Raw genomic sequence first — 20,467 nt, forward strand, 5'->3', positions numbered from 1 at the left:
ACCGCATCCGGCCACCCGGATCAACCCGCAGAGGGCGCCTCCCAATCTTACCGGTTCGTCCGCTTCCTGTCAACCTGACCGGTTCGGACTAGCCGGTAACCCCTTTTGGGGCAACCCCTCTAACTTACCACTCCCAGTCGGCCAGTCAAACCGGCCTCGTAGGAGGCGATCAGTCAGTGGGGTGCAGACAGCGTAACACACCCGGAACCCCTTGAGGCCCCAGGCTTCGTGTCCCAGAGTGTTCGCCTTCCGGCTCGCACTCGCCGTCCTGCCTGCGGAAGAAACAGTAGCAGCGATCAGGGAGTGCTGCGAGCGGAAGTGAATCCCCGGCACCCGGAAAGTGACGCCCGGATGCCGGGGAAACGTCCCGAATGCGGCCCGCCGGCGTTCAACCGGAATGCGCCATCGCGCACTCGACCAGGGCGGATGCCGTACGCGCGTCCGCGAGCACGCGGCGCGCGTCCTCCCCGTCGCGCGGAAGCTGGCCGTGCCGCGCCAGTTCGTGGGTCAGGAACGTCATCGGCACGGGCTCCCCGCGCATCTCGGCGGCCGCGGTCGCCCGCGCCGCGGTGAGCAGGGCGAGGTAGTTGGCCCGCATCGTGCATTCGCGCAGGCGCGCGGCCTCCAGCTCGCCGACCAGGGCGGCGACGTCGTCCAGCAGCGCGGCCACGTCGGCGCCCGAAGTGTCGACGGCGGCGGCCCGGACGCGGATCAGGTCGATCTCGGAGCGGCTCATCATCGGTCTCGCCATCCTGAGTGGTGCACCTCATCGATTCGCCCCGACGCTAACCGCCGCGACTTACCACCCGCTTGCCCTCCGGTTGCCGCCCACGTCAAGCCGCGCGTCCGGCGACGCGCATCCGGCAACGCAGCTCCGGCGGCCGCGCCCCCGGCAACCCGCGCCCATGCCGGCCGGCCCCACGTCACCCAGCCCGCCGTACGGCAGGACGCGCGCGACGGCGGACGGCCGCATGACCCGCGTGGCGGCGGCGGACCCGCGACGGGTCAGGGCCTGGCGGCCCGGACGCCCGCGGCCAGTTGCAGCAGCACCGCCCCGATCCCGCAGGCCAGCGGCAGCGTCCACCCACCGGACGCCTCCCGCAGTGCCCCGAACAGGAACGGCCCGGCGGCCGCGACCACGTATCCGCAGGACTGCGCCAGCGCCGACAACGACGTCACCGCCGCGGGGTCGGGCGCCCGCAACGCGATGAGCAGCAGCGCCAGCGCGATCGAGGCCCCCTGGCCCAACCCCAGCGCCACCATCCACAGCCACGGGAGCGTCGCGGGCGCGAGCAGCACGCCGAGGTATCCCGCGAGTGTGAGCACCGCGGCGAGGACGACGTGCGGAACCTGCGTCCGCGAGCGCCCCGCGTGCCCCGGCACCGTGAGCGTCGCCGCGACCTGCACGAGGTTGGTGAGCCCCAGGAGATAACCCGCCTGGTCCGGCGCGACCCCCGCGTCCTTGAAGATCGTGGGGAGCCAGGCCAGCAGCACGTAGAACGTCAGCGACTGCAGTCCCATGAACGCCGTGACGTACCAGGTCATCGGCCTGCGCAGCAGCTCGCCGTACGGCTTGCGCCCGTTCCCCCCGCCGGCGGGGCCGTGCCGTGCGGCCTGCGGCAGCCAGAGGACGGCGGCGACCAGGGCCGGGATCGCGACGGCCGCGGCGGCGGGGCGCCAGCCGTACCCGAGCGCGTCCTGGAGCGGGACGGTGAGACCGGACGCGGTGGCCGCGCCCATGACCAGGGCGGACACGTAGACGCCGGTGAGCACGCCGACGCGGTCGGGGAAGTGCTGCTTGACGATGCCCGGCATCACCACGTTCATGATCGCGATCGCGGTCCCGGCGAGGGCGGCCCCGCCGTACAGGAAGAGGACGCCGTCGAGGCTGCGGACGATCACGCCTGCGGCCAGGATGAGCAGGCCGGCGAGGAGCGTGCGGTCGAGACCCCAGCGGCGGGCGAGCACGGGGGCGACCGGGGCGAGCACGCCGAGGCAGACGACCATGACCGTGGTGATCGCGCCGCCCGCCGCCGCGGACAGGCCCAGGTCGGCCATGATGTCGCCGAGCAGCGGGGACACCCCGGCCAGCGCGGGCCGCAGGTTCAGCGCGGCGATCACGAAAGCGCCGATCAGCAGCGCGCGGCGCAACCCCGAGGCGGACTCGTCCGCGATCTTCATGGGGCCACGGTAGCGGGCGGGCTCAGTAGCGCCGCAGCCTGGTGAACGCCCACCGCATCTTGGGCTCGACGGCCCAGCCGAACAGCTTCCGGACCGGTTCCGTGCACAGCACCGTGGAGACGATGAAGCCGACGACCATCATCGCGAGCACGCCGGGCACCGTGTCCAGCATCGCCGCCTGGGTCCAGTCGCGGTACTCCAGGAACTTCATCAGGAAGCCGTGCAGCAGGTAGGCGTACAGGGTGGCCGCGCCGAGCGGGGTGAACCACGTCTGCCGCCGGGGGACGACGGCGATGAAGGCCGCGGCGAGCACGGTCGCGCCGACGTACAGCGCCAGGCGGATGGCGCTGCCCTTGAGGTCGGACACGTCCAGGTGCGCGTTGCCGTGCCGCCAGTAGACCCACTCGCCGTCCAGGCGTTTGTGGAACAGCGCCACCGCGCCGAAGGCCCCGGCCAGCACCACCCAGCCGGCGATGCGCGCGATCGGGCGTTTGAGCAGCTCGAAGTGCTCGCGCCGCAGCGTCAGGCCGAGCACGTAGAACGGGAGCAGGCCCAGGATGCGGTTCATGTCGAGCTCGCGCGCCAGCTCGTTCATGCCGGACAGGATCGCGATGATCACGGCGATGGGCAGCGGCCAGCGCAGTTGCTGCCACACGGGGGTGGACAGCCGCCAGGCGAACAGCGAGATCAGGAACCAGGTGAGGAAGTGCGGGTCGAGCAGGGTGATCTTGGTGTTGGCCCCGCCGACGACCCGGCTGAACACCGAGTACGCGGTCTCGAAGATCGCGTACGGCACCGCGATGTTCGTGATCAGTTTCCGGGCCTTGCCGCCGGAGAAGCTCCAGCCGCGCGACAGGTAACCGGCGACGATGATGAACACCGGCATGTGGAACGAGTAGATGAACAGGTAGATCGCCCGCGCGACGGGCTGGTCCCGCAGGTCCTCGATCAGGTGCCCGGCCACCACCAGGATGATCGCCAGGAACTTGACGTTGTCGAGGAGGGGGTCGCGCGTCTTGCGGGGCGCCGGCGCGGGGCGTCCCGGGGCCTCGCCGGCCCGGCCGGGGGCCGGCGGCGGCGACTCCGGACGCGACTCCGGACGCGGCTCCCCGGACCGGCCGGGGGTCTCCCGGGGCTGGTCCGGAGCCTGCGTGATCTGAGACATGTGTTCCACGGATGCCGACTGCTAGGGAGGTTTGGGAACTTATCGCGCCGACTCTCCGATTTTCGGGAGACTCAGCGATCTTTCAGGAAGCTCATAGTCAGGGCTGAGGCGTCGCGGCCGGGCCGTGAGGCGACGAGACGCGCGTAGACGATCGCGTTCTCCGTGTAGCTGCGCGCCTCCCGGTCGAAGGTGCCGCCGCAGGTGATCAGCCGCAGCCCGGCGTGGTCGAGGTTGCCGTACACCGACGCCGTGGGGAACCGCTTCTTGCTCACGTGCTCGACCCGCTCGACCGCGAACACCGCGACGCTGCCGTCGGCCCGGCTCACCTCGATCCGGTCGCCCTTCTTCAGCGTCGCCAGCTCGGCGAACACGGCGGGCCCGGTGTAGGTGTCCACGTGCCCGAGGATGATCGCCGGGCCCTTCTCGCCCGGCGTGGGGCCGTGCTTGTACCAGCCGATGAGGTTGGGGTTCTCGATGGGCGGGGCCTCGATGATGCCGTTGGCGTTGATCCCGACCGGATCGACCGGCGCCCCCACCCCGATCTTGGCGATCTTCACGCTGACCGGCTTGGAGCGTGCCATCGGCCGCGCCCCCGGCGGGGTCCCCGGCTGCGCGTCCCCGCGGCTGACCGAGAAGCCGCCGCGGCCGGAACCCGCCGCGTCACCCGTCCCGGCGTACACCGAGACGCTGCCCCCGGCCTTCTCCGGCGCGTAGACGAGCGCCCCGAGCGTGCCGCCCGTCGCCAGGAAGGCACAGGCGAGCATGAGGTACGGCAGTGCGCGCCGCTCAGGCATCGGCGTCGCGCCGCGCCCACCACCAGACGCCCAGCGCCGCGACGGCCATCACCATCGCCACTCCCCACACGACCATGAGCGCGGTCAGCGGGAACTGGTCGGACAGGCCGCCGCCGCCCGCCGGGGCCGGCCCGCTCGGGCTGACCTTGACCTGCGACTCCTCGGTCTGGGTGTCGCTCGGCGTGGGGGTGGGCGTGGGCACGTCGGTGGTCGGGGTGGTGGTCGTGCCGTTCGTGGAGCCGTTGGTCGGGGTGCCGGTCCCCGTGCCGGTGCCGGTGCCGCTCGCGTCCACGGTGACGAGGGGCTGGACGGTGCCGCTCGGCTTGCAGGTGATCGTCTGCGGGGCGCCCGAGACGGTCAGGGTGACCACGAAGTCGCCCGGGGCCAGGGGGTACTGCCCGGCGGTCTGGGGCGAGAAATTGCCCTTCATCGCGGGCAGGGTGATCGGTTGGCCCGCCTCCACGGCCGCGCCCTGCGCCGCCGGGTCCTGGGTCATCGGCACGTCCTGGGACGTGGAACCGGTGACCTTGATCGTGCCGCTGATCTTCACGTCGCCGGCGTTGAGCCTGGTCGGCGAGGTGATCCCGGAGGGCCCGGTCATCTTCCAGGTGACCGCGACCGAGCTGCCCACGGCCGCGGTGACCGGCGCGTCGATCGTGACGTTCAGGGAGGCGGTCGGCAGTGCCGTGCCCGCCGAGGAACTGCACGTGTAGCTGACCGGGGCGGAGACCGCGCTCGTCTTACCCGCCGAGGCGGCGGCGAGAGCCGTACCCGTGCCCACCGCCGCAGCCGCCAGGGTTCCCGCGAGGATGGCCGCTCGAATCGCCGTCACCGGACGCCCTCCTACCGTGCCGTGGATTCGAAGCTCCTCGGTCGCCACCATACTCCGGGGACAAGATCAAATGCCCGTGATCGTAACAATCGTCCCACCTGTTACCCAAAGGGTGGTGACCGAAGTCCTCCCTTTTCCCCGCAAATACCTACCAAACCCCGTCCCGGTCACGCGACTCCTGACAGGCGCGGGATGCCAGGAGGCGCGCGGCCGGGACGGGACGCATCTACCGCCGCCCCTGTTCGCCGGGGTACGGCCGCGCCGGGTCCTGCTGGGCGCCGTACGCCTGCGCCGGGTCCTGCGCGATCACGTACGGCTGCGCCGGATCGGGATGCACCACGTACGTCTGCTGGGGATCGGCGTACACCTGCACCTGGTACGGCTGCGCGGCCTGCGGCTGGACGGCGTACGGATACTGCGTCACGTAGCCGCCCGCGACGTACTGCGCGGGGACCTGCCCGGCGACGTACTGCCCGGGGACGACCGGCCCCTGGACGTACTGGCCGGGCACGACGTACGGCGACGCCGTGACGTGCACCTGCCCCACCTGGACCGGCACGCCCACCCAGCCGTGCGCCTGCGGCTGCGGCGGCCATCCGGACGGCGGGACCGGGGTCTCGGCGGCCACGCCCGCGTCGGGGCCGCCCCCGGCGATGGCGAGCATGCGGCCCGCCGCCGCCCGGCGCAGCTTCGCCTCCATCACGAGGATGCAGTAGATCACCAGCAGCGCCAGGGCCAGCGCGGAGGCGCTCGCCGCCCGGGTCAGGTTGTCCTTGTCCAGCAGGAGGCTCTGCGCCAGCTTGGTGTCCGCGACGGGCGTCGCGCGCACCTCGGGCCCGACCTCGGGAACCTGCACCTGCTGGGGGTCGGAGGCGAACGGGAGGGGCGCCGTCTCCGGCTGCTGCGCCACCGGCGTCTCGGCCGGCTGGATCGGCCGGTCCGGCGGGTTGATCTGCACCGGGGGCGCCGCCGCGCTCACGGACACGGTCGGCGTGGGGGCCGGCGTGGGCGTGGGGGTCGGCGTGGGGGTCGGGGTCGGCGTCGGGGTCGGCGTGGGTGTGGGCGTCGGCGAGGGAGTCGGCGTGACGGTCACCGTGACCGTCGGGTTCGGCTCGGGCTCCTCGGTGGCGTCGGGGTCGGCGGGATCGATCGTGCCGGGAAGCCCGGGCGGCGGCCGGAGAGCGGCGGCCGCGGTGGTGCCCGCACCCGCGCTCGCCGCCATCGCGCCCACCCCGACCAGCGCGGTCCCGCCCACACAGACCAGAGCCGCGACCATCGGCAGGGCACCTCGAACGCGCACTAGTCCCACCCATCAGCAGAGATCGACCTCTCGCGTATATATCAGCAGAAGCCAGACCCTGAAAAGGCGCATTCTCCCCATCCGCACCGGCTTTCCCGCCGCTCCCCCACTCCCCTCCGGTCATCCCTCGGCCCGCTCCCCGGAGTTCCCCCAGATCACCCCGCCCCGCGGCGCCGAGCCGCGCGCCGGCCGTACGGCCATGCCCTCCAAGGCACAAAGCCAGGCGGCCGTACGCGGGCGGGGGCGCGGAATCGCGAGATCACGCGACCCCGGGGACCGTGCGCGGGCCGGGCCTCAGGAGGTGGAAAGCAGGGAGGCGGCCAGGGATTCGGCTTGGGCGCGCCAGGCGGTGAGGGTGTCGGGGTCGGGGTGGGTGATGGTGAGGCGGGCGCCGTGGCCGGTGCCCTCGGTCAGCTCCCAGCGGACCGGGCCTCCGGGGGTCTGGTATTCGAGGAGCTTGCCGGCCTCCGCGCGGGTCACCGGGCCGGGCTCGACGCCGGGGGCGGTGAAGGGGGCGGGCGGGGGCGCGTCGACGGTGGCGCGGTCACCGTCGAGGCGGCGCCAGACCTCCTCGGCCGGGCGGGTGAGCTGGCGTTCGACGCGGACGCCGTTCTCGTCGGCGGTCGCGGTGACGAGGCCGAGGATGGCGACGTAGTCCTCGTGCAGGCGCGCGGAGTCGGCGGGCGGGGTGAAGGGGCGGCCGTCGAGGTGCGCCAGGAGGGCGGCGACGCAGGTGTGCCAGCCCGCGGCGAAGCTGGCCGCGCCGGGGCGGTCGAGGAAGGTGTGGGTGAGGACGAGGACGCAGCCGTCGCCCTCGGGGACGATCTCCCAGCGCAGGTGGTCGTCGCCCCAGGTGTGGGCGAAGACGCGCGGCGGGTCGAGCTCGGTGACCACGCCGTCGGGGCCGAAGCCGTACGACACGCGGTCGCCGGAGATGGTCATCGAGGTGGGGAACCAGGCGACGATGTGCTCGGGCTCGGTGATCGCCCGCCACACCTTGGCCGGGGGGTGCGGGAGGCGGCGCTCCATGCGCAGGGTGGCGCCGCCGCCGGGGTTGGGGGTGAGGCCCTCGTTCACGTGTCCTCCATGGTGTCGAGATGCCGTTCGAGCGCGTCGAGCCGGCGGGACCAGAGTCTCCGGTACGGCGTGAGCCACGCGTCGATCTCCGCGAGCGGTTCGGGGCGCAGCTCGTACCAGCGGCGCTGGGCGTCCTTCCGCACGGCGACCAGCCCCGCGTCGCGCAGCACGCGCAGGTGCTTGGAGGTTCCCGGCTGGCTGAGGCCGAGCAGCTCGGTGAGCTCGCCGACCGCCCGCGGCCGTTCGAGCAGGAGATCGAGGATCCGCCGCCGCGCGGGTTCCGCCAGGACGTCGAAGCGCATGGGTCGAATATACGCCGATGGTTATATACGCGCCAGGGCATGTACGTGGGCGTGTCGCGGCGGGGCGTGGCGGGACCGGCCCCCGTCAGGGCAGGAGGTCGTGCCAGCCCAGCTCGATGTGGGCGTCCACGGCCTGGCGCACCGCGTCCGGATCACCCGAGGCGATCCCGTCGAGCAGGGCGCGGTGCTGGGTCACGAGCACGTCCCGGTCGGGATAGGACGCCTGGAGCTGGGCCACGCCGAGGCGGGTCTCGGCGGCCAGCGCGGCGTACAGCCGTACCAGGCGCGGGCTGCCGACGGCCGCCACCAGGGCGTCGTGGAGGAGGTCGTGCTCCCGGACGATCTCGGACCAGGGGGCTCCGGCGGGCAGCGCGGCGATGCGGTCCAGGGCGGCGTCCGCCTCGGGGACCCTCCGGCCGGACAGCGCCGCGGCCACCGCGTGGTCCAGGGGCCGCCGGGCGTACAGCAGGTCGGCGAGGTCCTCGGCGGTGACCTCGGGGACGTACGCGCTGCGGTTGCGCTCACGCCGCAGGATGCCCTCGTGGACGAGGGTGGCGATCGCCTCGCGGACGGTCGGCCTGGCCACGCCGTACGCGGCGGCCAGATCCTGCTCGGGGAGCGGCGCCCCGGGGACGATCTCGCCGGACAGGATGCGCTCGCGCAGGGCGGCGGCGAGGGCTTCGACGGCGGACACGGGGCGCAGGGGCGGCACCCTCAGATCTTCTCAGCTTCCGGCCCCCGGCCGCGCGGTCCGGCGGGCGCGCGGCCCGCCCCCGCCGCGACCTCCCCGCCTCCCGTACGGCTCGCGCCGGATCCGCCCGCCGCGCCGGGTCCACCGGTCGTGCCGGGTCCACCGGTCGTGCCGGGTCCATCGGTCGTGCCGGGTTCGCCCGCCGTGCCGGGTCCATCGGTCGCGCCGGGGCCGGGGGCCGGGGGCGCGTCCGCCGTACGGCCGCCGCCCAGGGCCAGGACGACGAGGGCGGAGCCGACCAGGGCGAGGCCGAGCCAGGAGGCGGCGGAGAGGCGTTCGTGGAGCACGACGACGCCGAGGAGGGTGGCGACGGCGGGCTCGGCCAGGGCGAGGGTCGCGGCGTGGGCGACCGGCGTGGTGCGCAGGCCCCTGCCGTACAGCAGGTAGGCGAGCGCGGTGGTGACGCAGCCGAGGAAGACGGCGACGGCCAGGCCCGCCGGTGAGGCCAGCCAGCCGGGGCCGGTCACGAGGAGCACCGGGAGCATGAGGACCCCGGCGCCGCCGAACAGGACGCCCATGACGGTGTCCGACGGGACGCCCTGCCCGATGACGCGGGCGGCGACGACGGCGTAGAAGGCGTAGACGAGCCCGCCGATCAGGGCCAGGCCGACGCCCAGGGCGGACGTGCCCGGCCCGGCGCCCCCGCCGCCGACCAGCGCGGCGCAGCCGATGACGGCGGCGAGGGTGGCCACGGCCCAGCGGCCCCCGGGGGAACGCCGGTCCAGGGCCCAGGACAGCAGGCCGGTGAAGACCGGGCCGCTGCCGATCGCGACGACGGTGGCGACGGCGACGCCCGCGTTGTGGACCGCGGCGAAGAACAGGAGCTGGTAGACCGCGACGGCCGCCGCCCCGGCGAGGAGCAGGCGCGGCGAACTCCGGAGCGCGGCCGGCAGCCCCCTGGCGGCCACGAGGCCCAGCACGAGACCGCCGATGACGAGCCGGGCCGCGGCCAGCGAGACGGAACCGGCCGCGGCGGGCGCGAAGGCGCCGGCCGTGCCCGCCATACCCCAGCAGACGGCGGCGGCGACCACCCAGGCGTAGCCATGTGAGGACCTCATGGAGAGATTGTCTGACAACCAGACAAGAAGTCGCAAGGGGTAGGTTCACGTGCGGGCTACCTTGCCGTCCCTTTGCCTGGGCTTTTCCAATCCATGACCGAAATGAGGGCATACCAAAGGCGAGGTAGATTCACGGCAATGACGACGGGGGAAGGTGGATTCTTGAAGTCGAAGATATGGATCGGGGCGGCGGCCGCCGCGGCGGTCCTCGCGACCGGAGGCTGTTCAGGGGTTCTGAGCAGCACGTCGGACGACGACGGGGGACGGCGTCCGATCGCGGAGAGCGAGGCCCCGAAGAGCGGCGACGCGGCCAAGGCCCGCAAACAGCTCAAGGCGCTCGCGATCGCCCCGAAGGGGCCGTCCTCGGGGTACGACCGGGACAAGTACGGCGCGCGCTGGAAGGACGTGGACCGGAACGGCTGCGACACCCGCAACGACATCCTCGCCCGCGACCTGGTGGACGAGAAGAAGCGGGGCAAGTGCGTGGTGATCTCCGGCACGCTCAACGACCCGTACACCGGCAAGACGATCAAGTTCACCAAGTCCGACGCGCAGGCGGTGCAGATCGACCACGTCTACCCGCTGTCGCTCTCCTGGAAGATGGGCGCGAAGGGCTGGCAGGAGGACAAGCGGGAGCGGTTCGCCAACGACCCGGACAACCTGCTCGCGGTGGACGGGCCGACGAACCAGGCCAAGGGGGACAGCGGCCCCGAGGCGTGGCGGCCCCGGAAGGCGTACCAGTGCGCCTACGCGATCCGGTACGTCGGGGTGGCCGCGGAGTACAAGCTGCCGATCACCCGGGCGGACCAGGCGGCGCTGGGCCAGATGCTCGACACCTGCAAGTAGCGGGCGTTTTCACCGGCGGGCGTCCGGGCCGAGGATCCGGCCCAGGCGCCCTCCGGCCACGGGATCAGGACGTCGCCGGCGCTCTCCGGCACGCGATCAGCGCGGTCGCGACGCAGTGGGAACAGAACAGCCCCGCCCGGCCGGCGGGGCAGGTGCAGAACCAGCGGAGCTCCCCGCCGGTCACGGTGAGTTCGACGTAGAGGGCGGAGGTGCCGATCTCCGCGGTCACGACCAGAGGAGCGAAGCGGATGAGTTGCACGACCGGGGCCAGGCCGTACCCCTCGTGATAGGCCCGTTCCTCGGCCAGTTCCCACAGGGTCTCCTCGGAGACGAGATCCGCGACCGTTGGCATAGATGTCTCCCCGCGCGTGAGGTCTGGTCGCACGTCAATAAGGACGATTCCCGCCCCGGAGTGGTTTCAATTGACGGTTACTTGAACTTTCCGCTTCGGTTCGGTCCCAGGCGCGTACACCGTGCGCATGCCGATCATCCGGCGCACAATTGCCCTATGGTCCCGATACAGACCGTGCGCGAGATGGCCATGTCACTACCGGAGGTGACGGAGCGTCCCGCGTGGGGCATGCCCTGCTTCCGGGTGCGCGAGAAGATCTTCGTCTCCGTCGCCGACGACGAGGAGACCATCGGCGTCGCGGTGTCCAAGGAGGACCGCGCCGCGCTCTGCGCCTCGGACCCCGCCAAGTTCTTCTACCGCGAGGGTCACGACACCAACTACAACTGGATGCGCGTCCGGCTGTCCGCCGTGGACCCCTCGGAGCTCCGCGAGCTCATCACCGACGCCTGGCGCCTGAAGGCCCCCAAGCGCCTGGTCACGGCCTACGACGCCGCCCACTCCTAGCCCATACACCCTCAGCCCGCCGTACGGCCTGCCCCTCCCGGCCCGGGCGCGCGCCGCCGTACGGCATGCGGGGCGCCGCGGCAGCCGTACGGCAACGAGCCGCGGCAGCCGTACGGCATGCCGGCGGGGCGGGGTCACGGGTGGGCCGGCCGGTCGGCCGGTCGCGGGGTGGTCAGGCGCGGCGCTTGCGGGCCCTCGCGCCGACGCCGCCGAAGAGGGCGAGACCCTTGATGACGACGACCGGGGCGCCCGGCTGGTGGACGCCGGAGTCCTCGATGTCGAACCCGCCGAAGATCCCCACGCCCCGGTTGCGGACCTCGACGCCCTCGGGAACCCGGATCTCCATGCCGCCGAACATGGCGAACACCTTGACCTCGATCACCGGCGCCTCGAACACGGCGTCGGTCATGTCCACCTCGACGCCCCCGAAGATCGCGGTCGCGTTGATCCGGGACCGGACCCGCCACCGCCCCTTCCTGACGGACCCGCTGAAGATCGCCACCAGGTTGTCCGACTCGGCGGAGGCCCCCACCGTGTCCATCGCGACCGTGGACGCGCGCGCGGACGGGATGTACCCGGGCGCCGACGTGGCCGGCAGGTCGTAGGTGATCGGTTCCAGTTCCCCCAGCGTCTTGGCGGCGTACACCGCGTCCAACCGCTCCGAGTGCTCGTCCGCGCTCAGCCGCCCGGCGGTCAGCGCGTCCCCCAGCACCTGGACGACCCGCTCCCGATCCTCATCCGAGGCCCGCAGATGCGCGTCCACCCCAACCCGCTCAGGCACGTTCTCCACGCCCCACAGCGTAACGCCCCCACCCTCCACAATTCGAGATATAGCGCGACTTCTCCCCCAGACTCCCACCCGGCTCAGACGACGCGCGCCCCGGCGAGCGTCACACCCCCTCGCCGCCCCCGCCGAAGGCGAGCCCCACGAAGGAGTAGAGCCCACCCCTGACCCGGGAGGCCTCCATCCCCTCCCGGCGCCGGCAGGCATAGAGCCGGGCGTCAAGGGGCGCGAGCAACGCGTCCGCAGGTACCGCGTCCGCGCCCGGGTCGCGCTCGGCGACCAGGGCCGCCACGTGGGAGCGGTAGAGGCCGTACGCGCCACTGGCATACCTCGCGAACGGCGCGGCGCTCTCGGCGAACAGCAGCAGCTCGATCTGTGCCTCGGTACGGTCGGCCGGCGCGCCGAGAAACGCCCGCGACCGTTCACGAGCGGGCGCGCCGGGTCCCAGCGGCGGCGGCCCGAACAGGTAGGCCTGCTGGAACTCCCGCTCCCGTTCGTCGAGGAGGGCGTGCGCCAGGCCCGCCCGGTCGCCGAACCGCCGGTACACCATGCCGACACCGACCCCGGCGGGGTGGGTGGGGTGGTCGCGTTCTAGGCTTCGGCAGGGCCCAAACCGGTGGGGCAGGTGACGCCGGTGCCGCCTATGCCGCAGTAGCCGCCGGGGTTTTTGAAGAGGTATTGCTGGTGGTAGTCCTCGGCGAAGTAGAAGTCGGGGGCGGGGGCGATCTCGGTGGTTATCTCGCCGTGGCCGGCGGACTTCAGGGCCTGCTGGTAGGCGGCCTTGGATTCCTCGGCGGCCTCGCGTTGCCCGGGGGTGCGGTAGAAGATCGCGGAGCGGTACTGGGTGCCCACGTCGTTGCCCTGGCGCATGCCCTGGGTGGGGTCGTGGGATTCCCAGAAGACCTTGAGGAGGGTCTCGTAGGAGACGCGGGCGGGGTCGTAGACCACGCGGACGGTCTCGGTGTGGCCGGTGCGGCCGGAGCAGACCTCCTCGTAGGTCGGGTTGGGGGTGTAACCGCCCTCGTAGCCGACCGCGGTGGAGACCACGCCCGGGGTCTCCCAGAACTTGCGCTCCGCTCCCCAGAAGCAGCCGAGCGCGAACTCGGCGATCTCGGTGCCCGGTGGGTACGGCGGGGCCAGGGGGGCGTCGAGGACCGCGTGGCGGGCGGGAACGGGGATCCGCTGCTCGCGGCCGGGCAGCGCCTCCGAAGGGTCGATCATCTGGGTCTTGTCGGGTCCGAACCAGCGCATACGCGATAACACCTCCACCTCCACTCTGCCAGAAGCCGCGAGCGGACCCCCCGACGCCCTCGCGCCGCGCCCGCTCGGCCGCCACCTGGCGGACGCCCATTGTTCAGCGTTTCTAAACGAAGCGGCATAGCGGTTCTTATTTGTGTTAAAGGGTCGATCCCGGCAGAATTGATCCTATGAACCCATCTCCTCCCGCCCCCAGGAGTACGCGATGAACGAGCTTCGGCGTGGTGTGCTCTACGGGGTCGCGGCGTACGGGATGTGGGGACTGTTCCCGCTGTACTGGCCGCTGCTGAAGCCGTCCGGGCCGGTGGAGATCATCGCGCACCGGATCGTGTGGTCGCTGCTCGCGGTGGTCGTGGTGCTCGCCGTACGACGGCACTGGAGCTGGTTCAAGGAGCTCGTCCGGCAGCCGCGGAAGCTGGGGCTGCTCGCCCTCGCCGCGGTCACGATCTCGGTCAACTGGGTGACCTACATCTTCGCGGTCAACACCGGGCACGTGGTCGAGGGCTCGCTGGGGTACTTCATCAACCCCCTGGTCAGCGTCCTGTTCGGGGTGCTGGTGTTCCGGGAGCGGCTGCGGGTGTGGCAGTGGGTGGCCGTCGGCATGGGCGCGCTCGCCGTCGTGGTGCTCACGCTGGACTACGGGCGGCTGCCGTGGATGGCGCTCGTGCTCGCCAGCAGCTTCGGGACGTACGGCCTGATCAAGAAGTTCGCGAACGTCGGCGCGGCCGAGAGCCTGGCCATCGAGACGCTGGTCCTGCTCGTCCCCGCCGCCGCCTACATCTTCACCCTGGAGGCCGGCGGCTCCGGCACCTTCGGCGACGCGGGCCCGGCGCACCTGGCGCTGCTCATCGGCTCCGGCGCGATCACCGCGGTCCCGCTCATGCTCTTCTCCGCCGCCGCGATCCGGGTCCCGATGACCACGATCGGCCTGCTCCAGTACATCGCCCCGACGCTCCAGTTCCTCCTCGGCATCGTCGTCGCGCACGAGAGCATGCCGCCCTCCCGCTGGATCGGCTTCGCCATCGTCTGGCTCGCCCTGGCGATCTTCACCTGGGACGGCCTCCGCACCGCCCGCCGCACCCACCAGGCCCGCCGCGCGACCCCCGCCAAGGAACCCGAACTCGTCTGACCCGGGAACGAGCGAACCCCCGGCGCGCGAGGCACCGGGGGTTCCGCGTCCAGCCGTACGGCCTGAGCAGCGCGCGGCCGTCAGCCGGTGCGCTTGACCACGTAGTCGCAGAGGGACTCGAAGGCGGCCCGGGCGGGGATGTCGGGGAGGGTGAGGATGTCCTCGCGGGCGCGGTCGGCCCAGCGCTGGAGTTCGGCGCGGGCGCGGGCCATGGCGGGGTTCTCGCGGAGGAGGGCCAGGGCCTCGGCGTGCCGGTCGTGGTGCGTCAGGTCGCTGGTGACCAGGTCGCGGAGCCGGGCGTCGGCCGGGTCCGTGGAGGACAGGACCTGCAGGACCGGGAGGGTGACGATGCCCTCGCGCAGGTCCGTGCCGGGGGTCTTGCCGGACTCGTCGGTGTCGGAGGCGATGTCCAGGATGTCGTCGGAGAGCTGGAAGGCGACCCCGATGGCCTCGCAGGCGCGGGTGATCGTCCAGACCAGGTCCTCGGGGGCGCCGGCGAGCATCGCGCCGAACTGCCCGGAGGTGGCGATCAGCGACCCGGTCTTGTCGGACATGACGTCCAGGTAGTGCTGGATCGGGTCCTCGCCCTCGGCCGGGCCGACGGTCTCGCGGATCTGGCCGCGCACCAGGCGGGAGAACGTCTGCGCCTGGATCCGGATGGCCTCCTCGCCCAGGCCCGCGAGCAGCTCGGAGGCGCGGGCGAAGAGGTAGTCGCCGGTGAGGATGGCGACGGTGTTGTTCCACCGGGCGTTCGCGCTCGGCGAGCCCCGCCGTACGGGGGCCTCGTCCATGACGTCGTCGTGGTAGAGCGTGGCCAGGTGGGTCAGCTCGACCACGACGGCGCCCGGGATGACCCCGGGCGCGGCCGGGTCGCCGAACTGGGCGGCGAGCAGCACCAGGGTGGCCCGGAACCGCTTGCCGCCCGCCTCGATGAGGTGGCGGGACGCCTCGGTGACGAAGCCGTCCTCGCTCTCGACATGGGTGCGGAGAAGGCTCTCCACGGCCCGTAGACCCGAGCTGATGTCGGCGGCCAGTCGCTCGTCGACGAGCGGCAGGTCCAGCAGCGGCGGGGCAGCCATCATTCGGGTCTCTCCATAGCGGTACTCAGCGGACGAACAGCGAGTGCGCCGCCGCGTCCGCGAGATCGAGCACCGGCTGCGGCAGCACTCCGAGCACTACGGTAGCCGCAGCCGCCACGGCGACCACAGCCGCGGTCCCCATACTGGAGACGTCCACGGTCGGGCCGTCGGGCGCGGGGTCGCTGAAGAACATCAGCACGATCACGCGGACGTAGAAGAACGCGGCGATCGCCGAGCTCACGACGCCCACGATGACCAGCGGCGTCGCTCCTCCGGAGACGGCCGCGGCGAACACCGCGTACTTCCCGAAGAAGCCCGAGGTCAGCGGGATGCCGGCGAACGCCAGCAGGAAGAACGCGAACACCCCGGCCAGCAGCGGCGAACGCTTGCCCAGCCCGGCCCAGCGGGACAGGTGCCCGGCCTCGCCGCCCGCGTCGCGCACCATCGTGACGACGGCGAACGCGCCCACGGTGGTGAAACCGTACGCCACGAGGTAGAAGAGGATGCCCGAGAGCGCCTCCTCGTTCTGCGCCGGGCCGCCGGTGGCGATCACGCCGGTGAGCAGGAAGCCCGCGTGCGCGATCGAGGAGTAGGCGAGCATGCGCTTGATGTCGGTCTGCGTGATCGCCAGGATCGCGCCGACGACCATCGTGAGGATGGCCACGCCCCACATGACCGGGCGCCAGTCCCAGTCGAGGTTGCCCAGCGCCACCCAGAACACCCGCAGCACGGCGCCGAAGGCCGCCACGAGGGTGCCGGAGGCCATGAGCGCGGTGATGGGGGTCGGGGCGCCCTGGTACACGTCGGGCTTCCAGGCCTGGAACGGCGCGGCGCCGATCTTGAACAGCAGGCCCACGCCGAGCAGCGCGGCGCCGACGTAGAGCAGGGTGTCGCGGCCGGAGGCGCTGCCCAGCGCGTCGTTGATCTTGGCCAGGTCGACCGAGCCGGCGAAGCCGTAGATCAGCGCCATGCCGTACAGGAAGAACGCCGAGGAGAAGGCGCCCAGCAGGAAGTACTTGACCGCAGCCTCCTGGGACAGGAGACGGCGGCGGCGGGCCAGGCCGCACAGCAGGTACAGCGGCAGCGACATGACCTCCAGGCCGACGAACATGGCCAGCAGGTCGTTCGCCGCCGAGAACAGCAGCATGCCGCCGATCGCGAACAGCGCCAGCGGGTACACCTCGGTCTGGACCGCGCCCTCCTCGAGCGAGTCCTCCTCCTCGGTGGAGCCCGGCACGCTCGCGGCCTGCGAGACGAACTGCAGCCGCTCGTTGAACAGCAGCACGCTGACGAACGCCAGCACCAGGATCGTGCCGTGGATGAACAGCGACGGCCCGTCCACCGCCACCGCGCCCATCGCCGCGACGTTCCGCGTGCCGTCCACGGCCAGCAGGATCGTCAGCGCGAAGGCGCCGGCCAGCGACAGCAGGGTCAGCGGCACGTGTACGGCGGAGCGCAGGTGGCGCGGCGCGAACGCCTCCACGAGCACGCCGACGATCGCCGCGCCGAAGACCAGCATCATCGGCGCGAGCTGGGTGTACTCGATCGTCGGCGCCGGGATCGTCCCCGGCGGCGCGGCCAGCAGGGTGCTCACTGGCCCGCTCCCTTCTGCTCAGCGGCGGCCGGAACCTTCGGCGCGGGGTCGGAGACGCCCACGGTCGAGAGGGTCTGCTTGACCGCCGGGTTGATGACGTCCAGCAGCGGCTTGGGGTAGAAGCCCAGACCGATGATGAGCACGAGCAGCGGCGCGACGACCCACTTCTCGCGGATGTTCAGGTCGGCCATGCCCTTCACGCTCTCGGCGGTGGGGCCGTTCATCGTGCGCTGGTACATCCACAGGATGTAGATGGCCGCGAGGATGACGCCGAGCGTGGCGATGATCGCGTACACCGGGTAGACGGTGTACGACCCGATCAGCACGAGGAACTCGGAGACGAAGCTCGACAGGCCGGGCAGCGCCAGCCCGGACAGGCCGGCGATCAGGAACGCGCCCGCGAGCAGCGGGGCGATCTTCTGGACGCCGCCGTAGTCGGAGATGAACTGCGACCCGCGCCGCCAGATCAGCATGCCCACGATCAGGAACAGCGCCCCGGTGGAGAAGCCGTGGTTGACCATGTACAGCGTGGCGCCGGCCCCGCCGTCGGAGGTCATCGCGAACACGCCCAGCGCGATGAAGCCGAAGTGCGAGATCGAGGTGTAGGCGATCAGGCGCTTCATGTCGGTCTGCCCGATGGCCACGATCGCGCCGTACACGATGCCGACCACCGAGAGCACGAGCACGAGCGGCGTGAAGAACTTGGCCGCGTCCGGGAACAGCTCCAGGCAGAACCGCAGCATGCCGTAGGTGCCGACCTTGTCCAGGACGCCCACGAGCAGTACGGCGGCGCCGGCCGGGGCCTGCGCGGCCGCGTCGGGCAGCCAGGTGTGGAACGGCACCAGCGGGGCCTTGACCGCGAAGGCGATGAAGAAGCCGAGGAACAGCCACTTCTGGGTGGCCGGGTCCTGGATGCGCCCGATCAGCTCGGTGAACAGGAACGACTTCTCCCCGCCCTGCGGCACGGCCTGGAAGACGTACGTCGCGATGACCGCGACCAGCATGAGCAGGCCGCCGAAGAGCGAGTAGAGCAGGAACTTCACCGCGGCGTAGGAGCGCTGCGGCCCGCCGTACGACCCGATCATGAAGTACATCGGGATCAGCATGGCCTCGAAGAACACGTAGAAGAGGAAGACGTCGGTCGCCGCGAAGACGCCGATCATCATCGCTTCCAGCGCCAGGATCAGCGCGAAGTAGGTCTTGGTGGACCGCTTCGGCCGGGCCTCGGCGTGCCCGTCGGGCGAGGCGTCGGTGTCGTGCCAGGAGGCCAGCACGACGATCGGGACCAGGATCACCGACAGCGCGATCAGGACGAGCGCGATGCCGTCCACGCCGACGCCGAAGTGCACCCCGAAGGCGGGGATCCAGTCGTAGGTCTGGGCGAACTGGAAGCGCTCCTTCGACCCGGCGGAGAACTGGGTCGCCATGGCGATCGTGAGCGCCAGCACCACCAGGGACACCGCGAGCGTGAGCTGCTTGGCGAGCTTGTCACTGCCCTTGGGCAGCAACGAGACGCCGAGCGCGCCCACCGCGGGGACCGCTATGAGGATCGGAAGCCAAGGCATCAGAGGTTCCCAACCAGGAGCAGAGCGCCGGCCACGATGGCCGCGCCGAAGAACATCGACAGGGCGTACGACCGGGCGAAGCCGGTCTGGAGCCGCCGAAGCCGGCCGGACGTGCCGCCGACCCCCGCCGCCAGGCCGTTGACCAGCCCGTCCACGCCGCGGTTGTCGAAGAAGACCGCGAAGCGGGTGAGCCACTGGCCGGGCCGCATGAGCAGCGACTCGTTGATCGCGTCGCCGTACAGGTCGCGGCGGGCGAAGACGGTGAGGAACGAGCCGCGCGGGGCCTCGACCGGGACCGGGCGGCGGCCGTACATGACCCAGGCGAGCGCGACGCCGGCGGCGACGAGCACCAGGGTGATCAGGCCGACCGGGGCGACCGGGTTGAAGCCGTGGTGGTTCTCCGGCTTGCCGACGACGGGCTCCAGGAAGTGGATGAACCGGTCGCCCAGGACGAGGAACGCGCCGCCGCCGACCGAGCCGATGGCCAGCAGGATGAGCGGCCAGGTCATGACCGGCGGGGACTCGTGCGGGTGGGCGTCCTTGTCCCAGCGCTTCTCGCCGAAGAACGTCATGAACATCAGGCGCGACATGTAGAACGCGGTGATCGCCGCGCCGAGGAGCGCCGCGCCGCCGAGCAGGTAGCCGCGCACGCCCTCCTGCCCGAAGGCGGCCTCGATGATGAGGTCCTTGGTGAAGTAGCCGGCGAAGCCGGGGAAGCCGATGATCGCCAGGTAGCCGAGGCCGAACGTGATGAACGTGATCGGCATGACCTTGCGGAGCCCGCCGTACTTGCGCATGTTGACGTCGTCGTTCATGGCGTGCATGACCGAGCCGGCGCCGAGGAACATGCCGGCCTTGAAGAAGCCGTGCGTGATCAGGTGCGCGATGGCGATGGCGTAGCCCGCCGGGCCGAGGCCGGCCGCGAGCATCATGTAGCCGATCTGCGACATCGTCGAGCCGGCGAGGGCCTTCTTGATGTCGTCCTTGGCGCAACCGATGATCGCACCGGCCAGCAGCGTGGCCGCGCCGACGATGGCGACCGCGAGCTGCGCGGTCGGCGCCCCGTCGAAGATCGGGTTGGACCGGGTGATCAGGTAGACGCCGGCGGTGACCATGGTCGCGGCGTGGATGAGGGCCGAGACCGGGGTCGGGCCCTCCATCGCGTCCAGGAGCCAGGACTGCAGCGGGAGCTGCGCGGACTTGCCGCACGCGCCGAGCAGGAGCAGCAGGCCGACGGCGGTGAGGATGCCGGTGGAGGCCTTGTCGGCGTGCTCGAAGATCGGGCCGTACGCCACGGTGCCGAAGGTCGCGAACAGCGTGAAGATGCCGATCGCCAGGCCGAAGTCGCCGACGCGGTTGACGATGAACGCCTTCTTGGCCGCCACCGCCGCGCTCGGCTTGAACTGCCAGAACCCGATCAGCAGGTACGACGCGAGACCCACGCCCTCCCAGCCGATGTACAGGCCCACGTAGTTGTCGGCCAGCACCAGCAGCAGCATCGCCGCGACGAACAGGTTCAGGTAGGAGAAGAAGCGCCGCCGGTCCGGGTCGTGCGACATGTAGCCGATCGAGTAGATGTGGATCAGCGAGCCCACACCGGTGATCAGCAGCGCGAACGAGATCGACAGCGGGTCGATCAGCAGGCCCATCTTGACGTCGAGCTGGCCCGCCGGGATGAAGTCGAACAACTCCACGCCGACCCGCCGCTGCTCGGCCGTACGGCCCAGCAGCTCGAAGAACGCGAGCACGGCGACAACGAACGAGGCGAGGGACATCGCCGTGCCGAGGAGGTGCCCGAAGGAGTTCGTACGGCGTCCGCCCACCAGCAGGATCGCGGCCCCGGCCAGCGGGAGCGCGATCATCAGCCAGGACAGGCCGAGCACTCCCCCGGACGCCT

General features: G+C 71.7%; 21 protein-coding genes. 3 read left to right on the top strand and 18 right to left on the bottom strand.

The genetic code is table 11. The annotated features are described in order from the left end of the window. Positions 1-388 precede the first annotated feature (388 nt). From D5H75_RS35225 to D5H75_RS35280, 10 genes are all read right to left on the bottom strand, one after another. Positions 389-751, bottom strand: coding sequence for a hypothetical protein (locus D5H75_RS35225; protein WP_147425387.1), 363 nt, complete (start codon positions 749-751; stop codon positions 389-391). Positions 752-1,005: 254 nt separating this feature from the next. After that, complete coding sequence (locus D5H75_RS35230) at positions 1,006-2,181, bottom strand: CynX/NimT family MFS transporter (protein WP_119930942.1); 1,176 nt, start codon at positions 2,179-2,181, stop codon at positions 1,006-1,008. A 22-nt stretch (positions 2,182-2,203) separates the two neighbouring features. After that, the gene (locus tag D5H75_RS35235) at positions 2,204-3,346 is read right to left on the bottom strand and encodes an acyltransferase family protein (RefSeq protein WP_119930943.1); all 1,143 of its coding nucleotides are present in this window, start codon (positions 3,344-3,346) and stop codon (positions 2,204-2,206) included. A 71-nt stretch (positions 3,347-3,417) separates the two neighbouring features. Beyond that, positions 3,418-4,140, bottom strand: coding sequence for a class F sortase (locus D5H75_RS35240; RefSeq protein WP_242454700.1), 723 nt, complete (start codon positions 4,138-4,140; stop codon positions 3,418-3,420). Next, positions 4,133-4,972 (bottom strand): hypothetical protein, encoded by an 840-nt coding sequence (locus tag D5H75_RS35245; RefSeq protein WP_147425388.1) that lies wholly within the window; start codon positions 4,970-4,972, stop codon positions 4,133-4,135. Before D5H75_RS35245 ends, D5H75_RS35240 begins: the two co-directional genes overlap by 8 nt. Before the next feature lie 226 nt (positions 4,973-5,198). Next, complete coding sequence (locus D5H75_RS44380; protein WP_277949996.1) at positions 5,199-6,248, bottom strand: hypothetical protein; 1,050 nt, start codon at positions 6,246-6,248, stop codon at positions 5,199-5,201. Between the two features lie 318 nt (positions 6,249-6,566). Beyond that, positions 6,567-7,349: an SRPBCC family protein gene (locus D5H75_RS44385; protein ID WP_202638811.1), complete on the bottom strand. Its 783-nt coding sequence runs from the start codon at positions 7,347-7,349 to the stop codon at positions 6,567-6,569. Further along, entirely contained in the window at positions 7,346-7,651 is a 306-nt protein-coding gene (locus tag D5H75_RS35270; RefSeq protein ID WP_119930947.1) for an ArsR/SmtB family transcription factor, read from the bottom strand. The genes D5H75_RS44385 and D5H75_RS35270 overlap by 4 nt, the downstream gene beginning before the upstream one ends. Before the next feature lie 85 nt (positions 7,652-7,736). Next, a complete protein-coding gene (locus D5H75_RS35275) occupies positions 7,737-8,345 on the bottom strand; it encodes a GntR family transcriptional regulator (RefSeq protein ID WP_242454701.1) in 609 nt (202 codons plus the stop codon). 20 nt (positions 8,346-8,365) lie between these two features. Next, entirely contained in the window at positions 8,366-9,460 is a 1,095-nt protein-coding gene (locus D5H75_RS35280; RefSeq protein ID WP_202638812.1) for a DMT family transporter, read from the bottom strand. A 162-nt stretch (positions 9,461-9,622) separates the two neighbouring features. On the opposite strand from D5H75_RS35280, the gene D5H75_RS35285 reads away from it, so the two are divergent. Continuing rightward, complete coding sequence (locus tag D5H75_RS35285; RefSeq protein WP_242454702.1) at positions 9,623-10,306, top strand: HNH endonuclease family protein; 684 nt, start codon at positions 9,623-9,625, stop codon at positions 10,304-10,306. Positions 10,307-10,370: 64 nt separating this feature from the next. On the opposite strand, the gene D5H75_RS42255 is transcribed toward D5H75_RS35285, so the two are convergent. Next, a complete protein-coding gene (locus D5H75_RS42255; RefSeq protein WP_202638813.1) occupies positions 10,371-10,658 on the bottom strand; it encodes an SWIM zinc finger family protein in 288 nt (95 codons plus the stop codon). Positions 10,659-10,814: 156 nt separating this feature from the next. Between D5H75_RS42255 and D5H75_RS35295 the strand changes: the two genes are divergently transcribed. Continuing rightward, positions 10,815-11,162 (top strand): MmcQ/YjbR family DNA-binding protein, encoded by a 348-nt coding sequence (locus tag D5H75_RS35295; protein ID WP_119930951.1) that lies wholly within the window; start codon positions 10,815-10,817, stop codon positions 11,160-11,162. A gap of 172 nt (positions 11,163-11,334) precedes the next feature. On the opposite strand, the gene D5H75_RS35300 is transcribed toward D5H75_RS35295, so the two are convergent. From D5H75_RS35300 to msrA, 3 genes are all read right to left on the bottom strand, one after another. Continuing rightward, a complete protein-coding gene (locus tag D5H75_RS35300) occupies positions 11,335-11,952 on the bottom strand; it encodes a DUF1707 SHOCT-like domain-containing protein (RefSeq protein WP_119930952.1) in 618 nt (205 codons plus the stop codon). Positions 11,953-12,052: 100 nt separating this feature from the next. Further along, positions 12,053-12,496 (bottom strand): TetR/AcrR family transcriptional regulator, encoded by a 444-nt coding sequence (locus D5H75_RS35305; RefSeq protein ID WP_202638814.1) that lies wholly within the window; start codon positions 12,494-12,496, stop codon positions 12,053-12,055. 41 nt (positions 12,497-12,537) lie between these two features. Further along, complete coding sequence (msrA, locus tag D5H75_RS35310; protein WP_119930953.1) at positions 12,538-13,197, bottom strand: peptide-methionine (S)-S-oxide reductase MsrA; 660 nt, start codon at positions 13,195-13,197, stop codon at positions 12,538-12,540. A 211-nt stretch (positions 13,198-13,408) separates the two neighbouring features. Between msrA and rarD the strand changes: the two genes are divergently transcribed. Then, the gene (rarD, locus tag D5H75_RS35315; RefSeq protein WP_119930954.1) at positions 13,409-14,332 is read left to right on the top strand and encodes an EamA family transporter RarD; all 924 of its coding nucleotides are present in this window, start codon (positions 13,409-13,411) and stop codon (positions 14,330-14,332) included. Between the two features lie 80 nt (positions 14,333-14,412). Here the strand turns inward: rarD and D5H75_RS35320 are convergent, their stop codons facing one another. The 4 genes from D5H75_RS35320 to nuoL are packed head-to-tail and all read right to left on the bottom strand — an operon-like array spanning position 14,413 to position 20,432. Next, positions 14,413-15,414, bottom strand: coding sequence for a polyprenyl synthetase family protein (locus tag D5H75_RS35320; protein ID WP_422674076.1), 1,002 nt, complete (start codon positions 15,412-15,414; stop codon positions 14,413-14,415). A gap of 22 nt (positions 15,415-15,436) precedes the next feature. Continuing rightward, positions 15,437-17,005: an NADH-quinone oxidoreductase subunit NuoN gene (gene nuoN / locus D5H75_RS35325; protein WP_277949997.1), complete on the bottom strand. Its 1,569-nt coding sequence runs from the start codon at positions 17,003-17,005 to the stop codon at positions 15,437-15,439. Beyond that, on the bottom strand, positions 17,002-18,570 hold the full coding sequence (locus D5H75_RS35330; RefSeq protein WP_119930955.1) for an NADH-quinone oxidoreductase subunit M: 1,569 nt from the start codon (positions 18,568-18,570) through the stop codon (positions 17,002-17,004). Before D5H75_RS35330 ends, nuoN begins: the two co-directional genes overlap by 4 nt. Then, complete coding sequence (gene nuoL, locus D5H75_RS35335) at positions 18,570-20,432, bottom strand: NADH-quinone oxidoreductase subunit L (RefSeq protein WP_119931061.1); 1,863 nt, start codon at positions 20,430-20,432, stop codon at positions 18,570-18,572. Before nuoL ends, D5H75_RS35330 begins: the two co-directional genes overlap by 1 nt. Positions 20,433-20,467 lie beyond the last annotated feature (35 nt).

Origin of the sequence: Bailinhaonella thermotolerans (genome assembly GCF_003594875.1) — a bacterium.
Lineage (GTDB): Bacteria > Actinomycetota > Actinomycetes > Streptosporangiales > Streptosporangiaceae > Bailinhaonella > Bailinhaonella thermotolerans.

Bases quoted from the DNA above. Each gene is read 5' to 3' on its own strand.
- D5H75_RS42255 (WP_202638813.1), bottom strand. From the start codon at position 10,658: ATGCCAACGGTCGCGGATCTCGTCTCCGAGGAGACCCTGTGGGAACTG.
- D5H75_RS35305 (WP_202638814.1), bottom strand. From the start codon at position 12,496: ATGGTGTACCGGCGGTTCGGCGACCGGGCGGGCCTGGCGCACGCCCTC.
- D5H75_RS35240 (WP_242454700.1), bottom strand. From the start codon at position 4,140: ATGCCTGAGCGGCGCGCACTGCCGTACCTCATGCTCGCCTGTGCCTTC.
- D5H75_RS35235 (WP_119930943.1), bottom strand. From the start codon at position 3,346: ATGTCTCAGATCACGCAGGCTCCGGACCAGCCCCGGGAGACCCCCGGC.
- D5H75_RS35270 (WP_119930947.1), bottom strand. From the start codon at position 7,651: ATGCGCTTCGACGTCCTGGCGGAACCCGCGCGGCGGCGGATCCTCGAT.
- D5H75_RS35320 (WP_422674076.1), bottom strand. From the start codon at position 15,414: ATGATGGCTGCCCCGCCGCTGCTGGACCTGCCGCTCGTCGACGAGCGA.
- D5H75_RS35230 (WP_119930942.1), bottom strand. From the start codon at position 2,181: ATGAAGATCGCGGACGAGTCCGCCTCGGGGTTGCGCCGCGCGCTGCTG.
- msrA (WP_119930953.1), bottom strand. From the start codon at position 13,197: ATGCGCTGGTTCGGACCCGACAAGACCCAGATGATCGACCCTTCGGAG.
- D5H75_RS35330 (WP_119930955.1), bottom strand. From the start codon at position 18,570: ATGCCTTGGCTTCCGATCCTCATAGCGGTCCCCGCGGTGGGCGCGCTC.
- D5H75_RS35280 (WP_202638812.1), bottom strand. From the start codon at position 9,460: ATGAGGTCCTCACATGGCTACGCCTGGGTGGTCGCCGCCGCCGTCTGC.
- D5H75_RS35225 (WP_147425387.1), bottom strand. From the start codon at position 751: ATGGCGAGACCGATGATGAGCCGCTCCGAGATCGACCTGATCCGCGTC.
- nuoL (WP_119931061.1), bottom strand. From the start codon at position 20,432: ATGATCGCGCTCCCGCTGGCCGGGGCCGCGATCCTGCTGGTGGGCGGA.
- rarD (WP_119930954.1), top strand. From the start codon at position 13,409: ATGAACGAGCTTCGGCGTGGTGTGCTCTACGGGGTCGCGGCGTACGGG.
- D5H75_RS44380 (WP_277949996.1), bottom strand. From the start codon at position 6,248: ATGGTCGCGGCTCTGGTCTGTGTGGGCGGGACCGCGCTGGTCGGGGTG.
- D5H75_RS35295 (WP_119930951.1), top strand. From the start codon at position 10,815: ATGGTCCCGATACAGACCGTGCGCGAGATGGCCATGTCACTACCGGAG.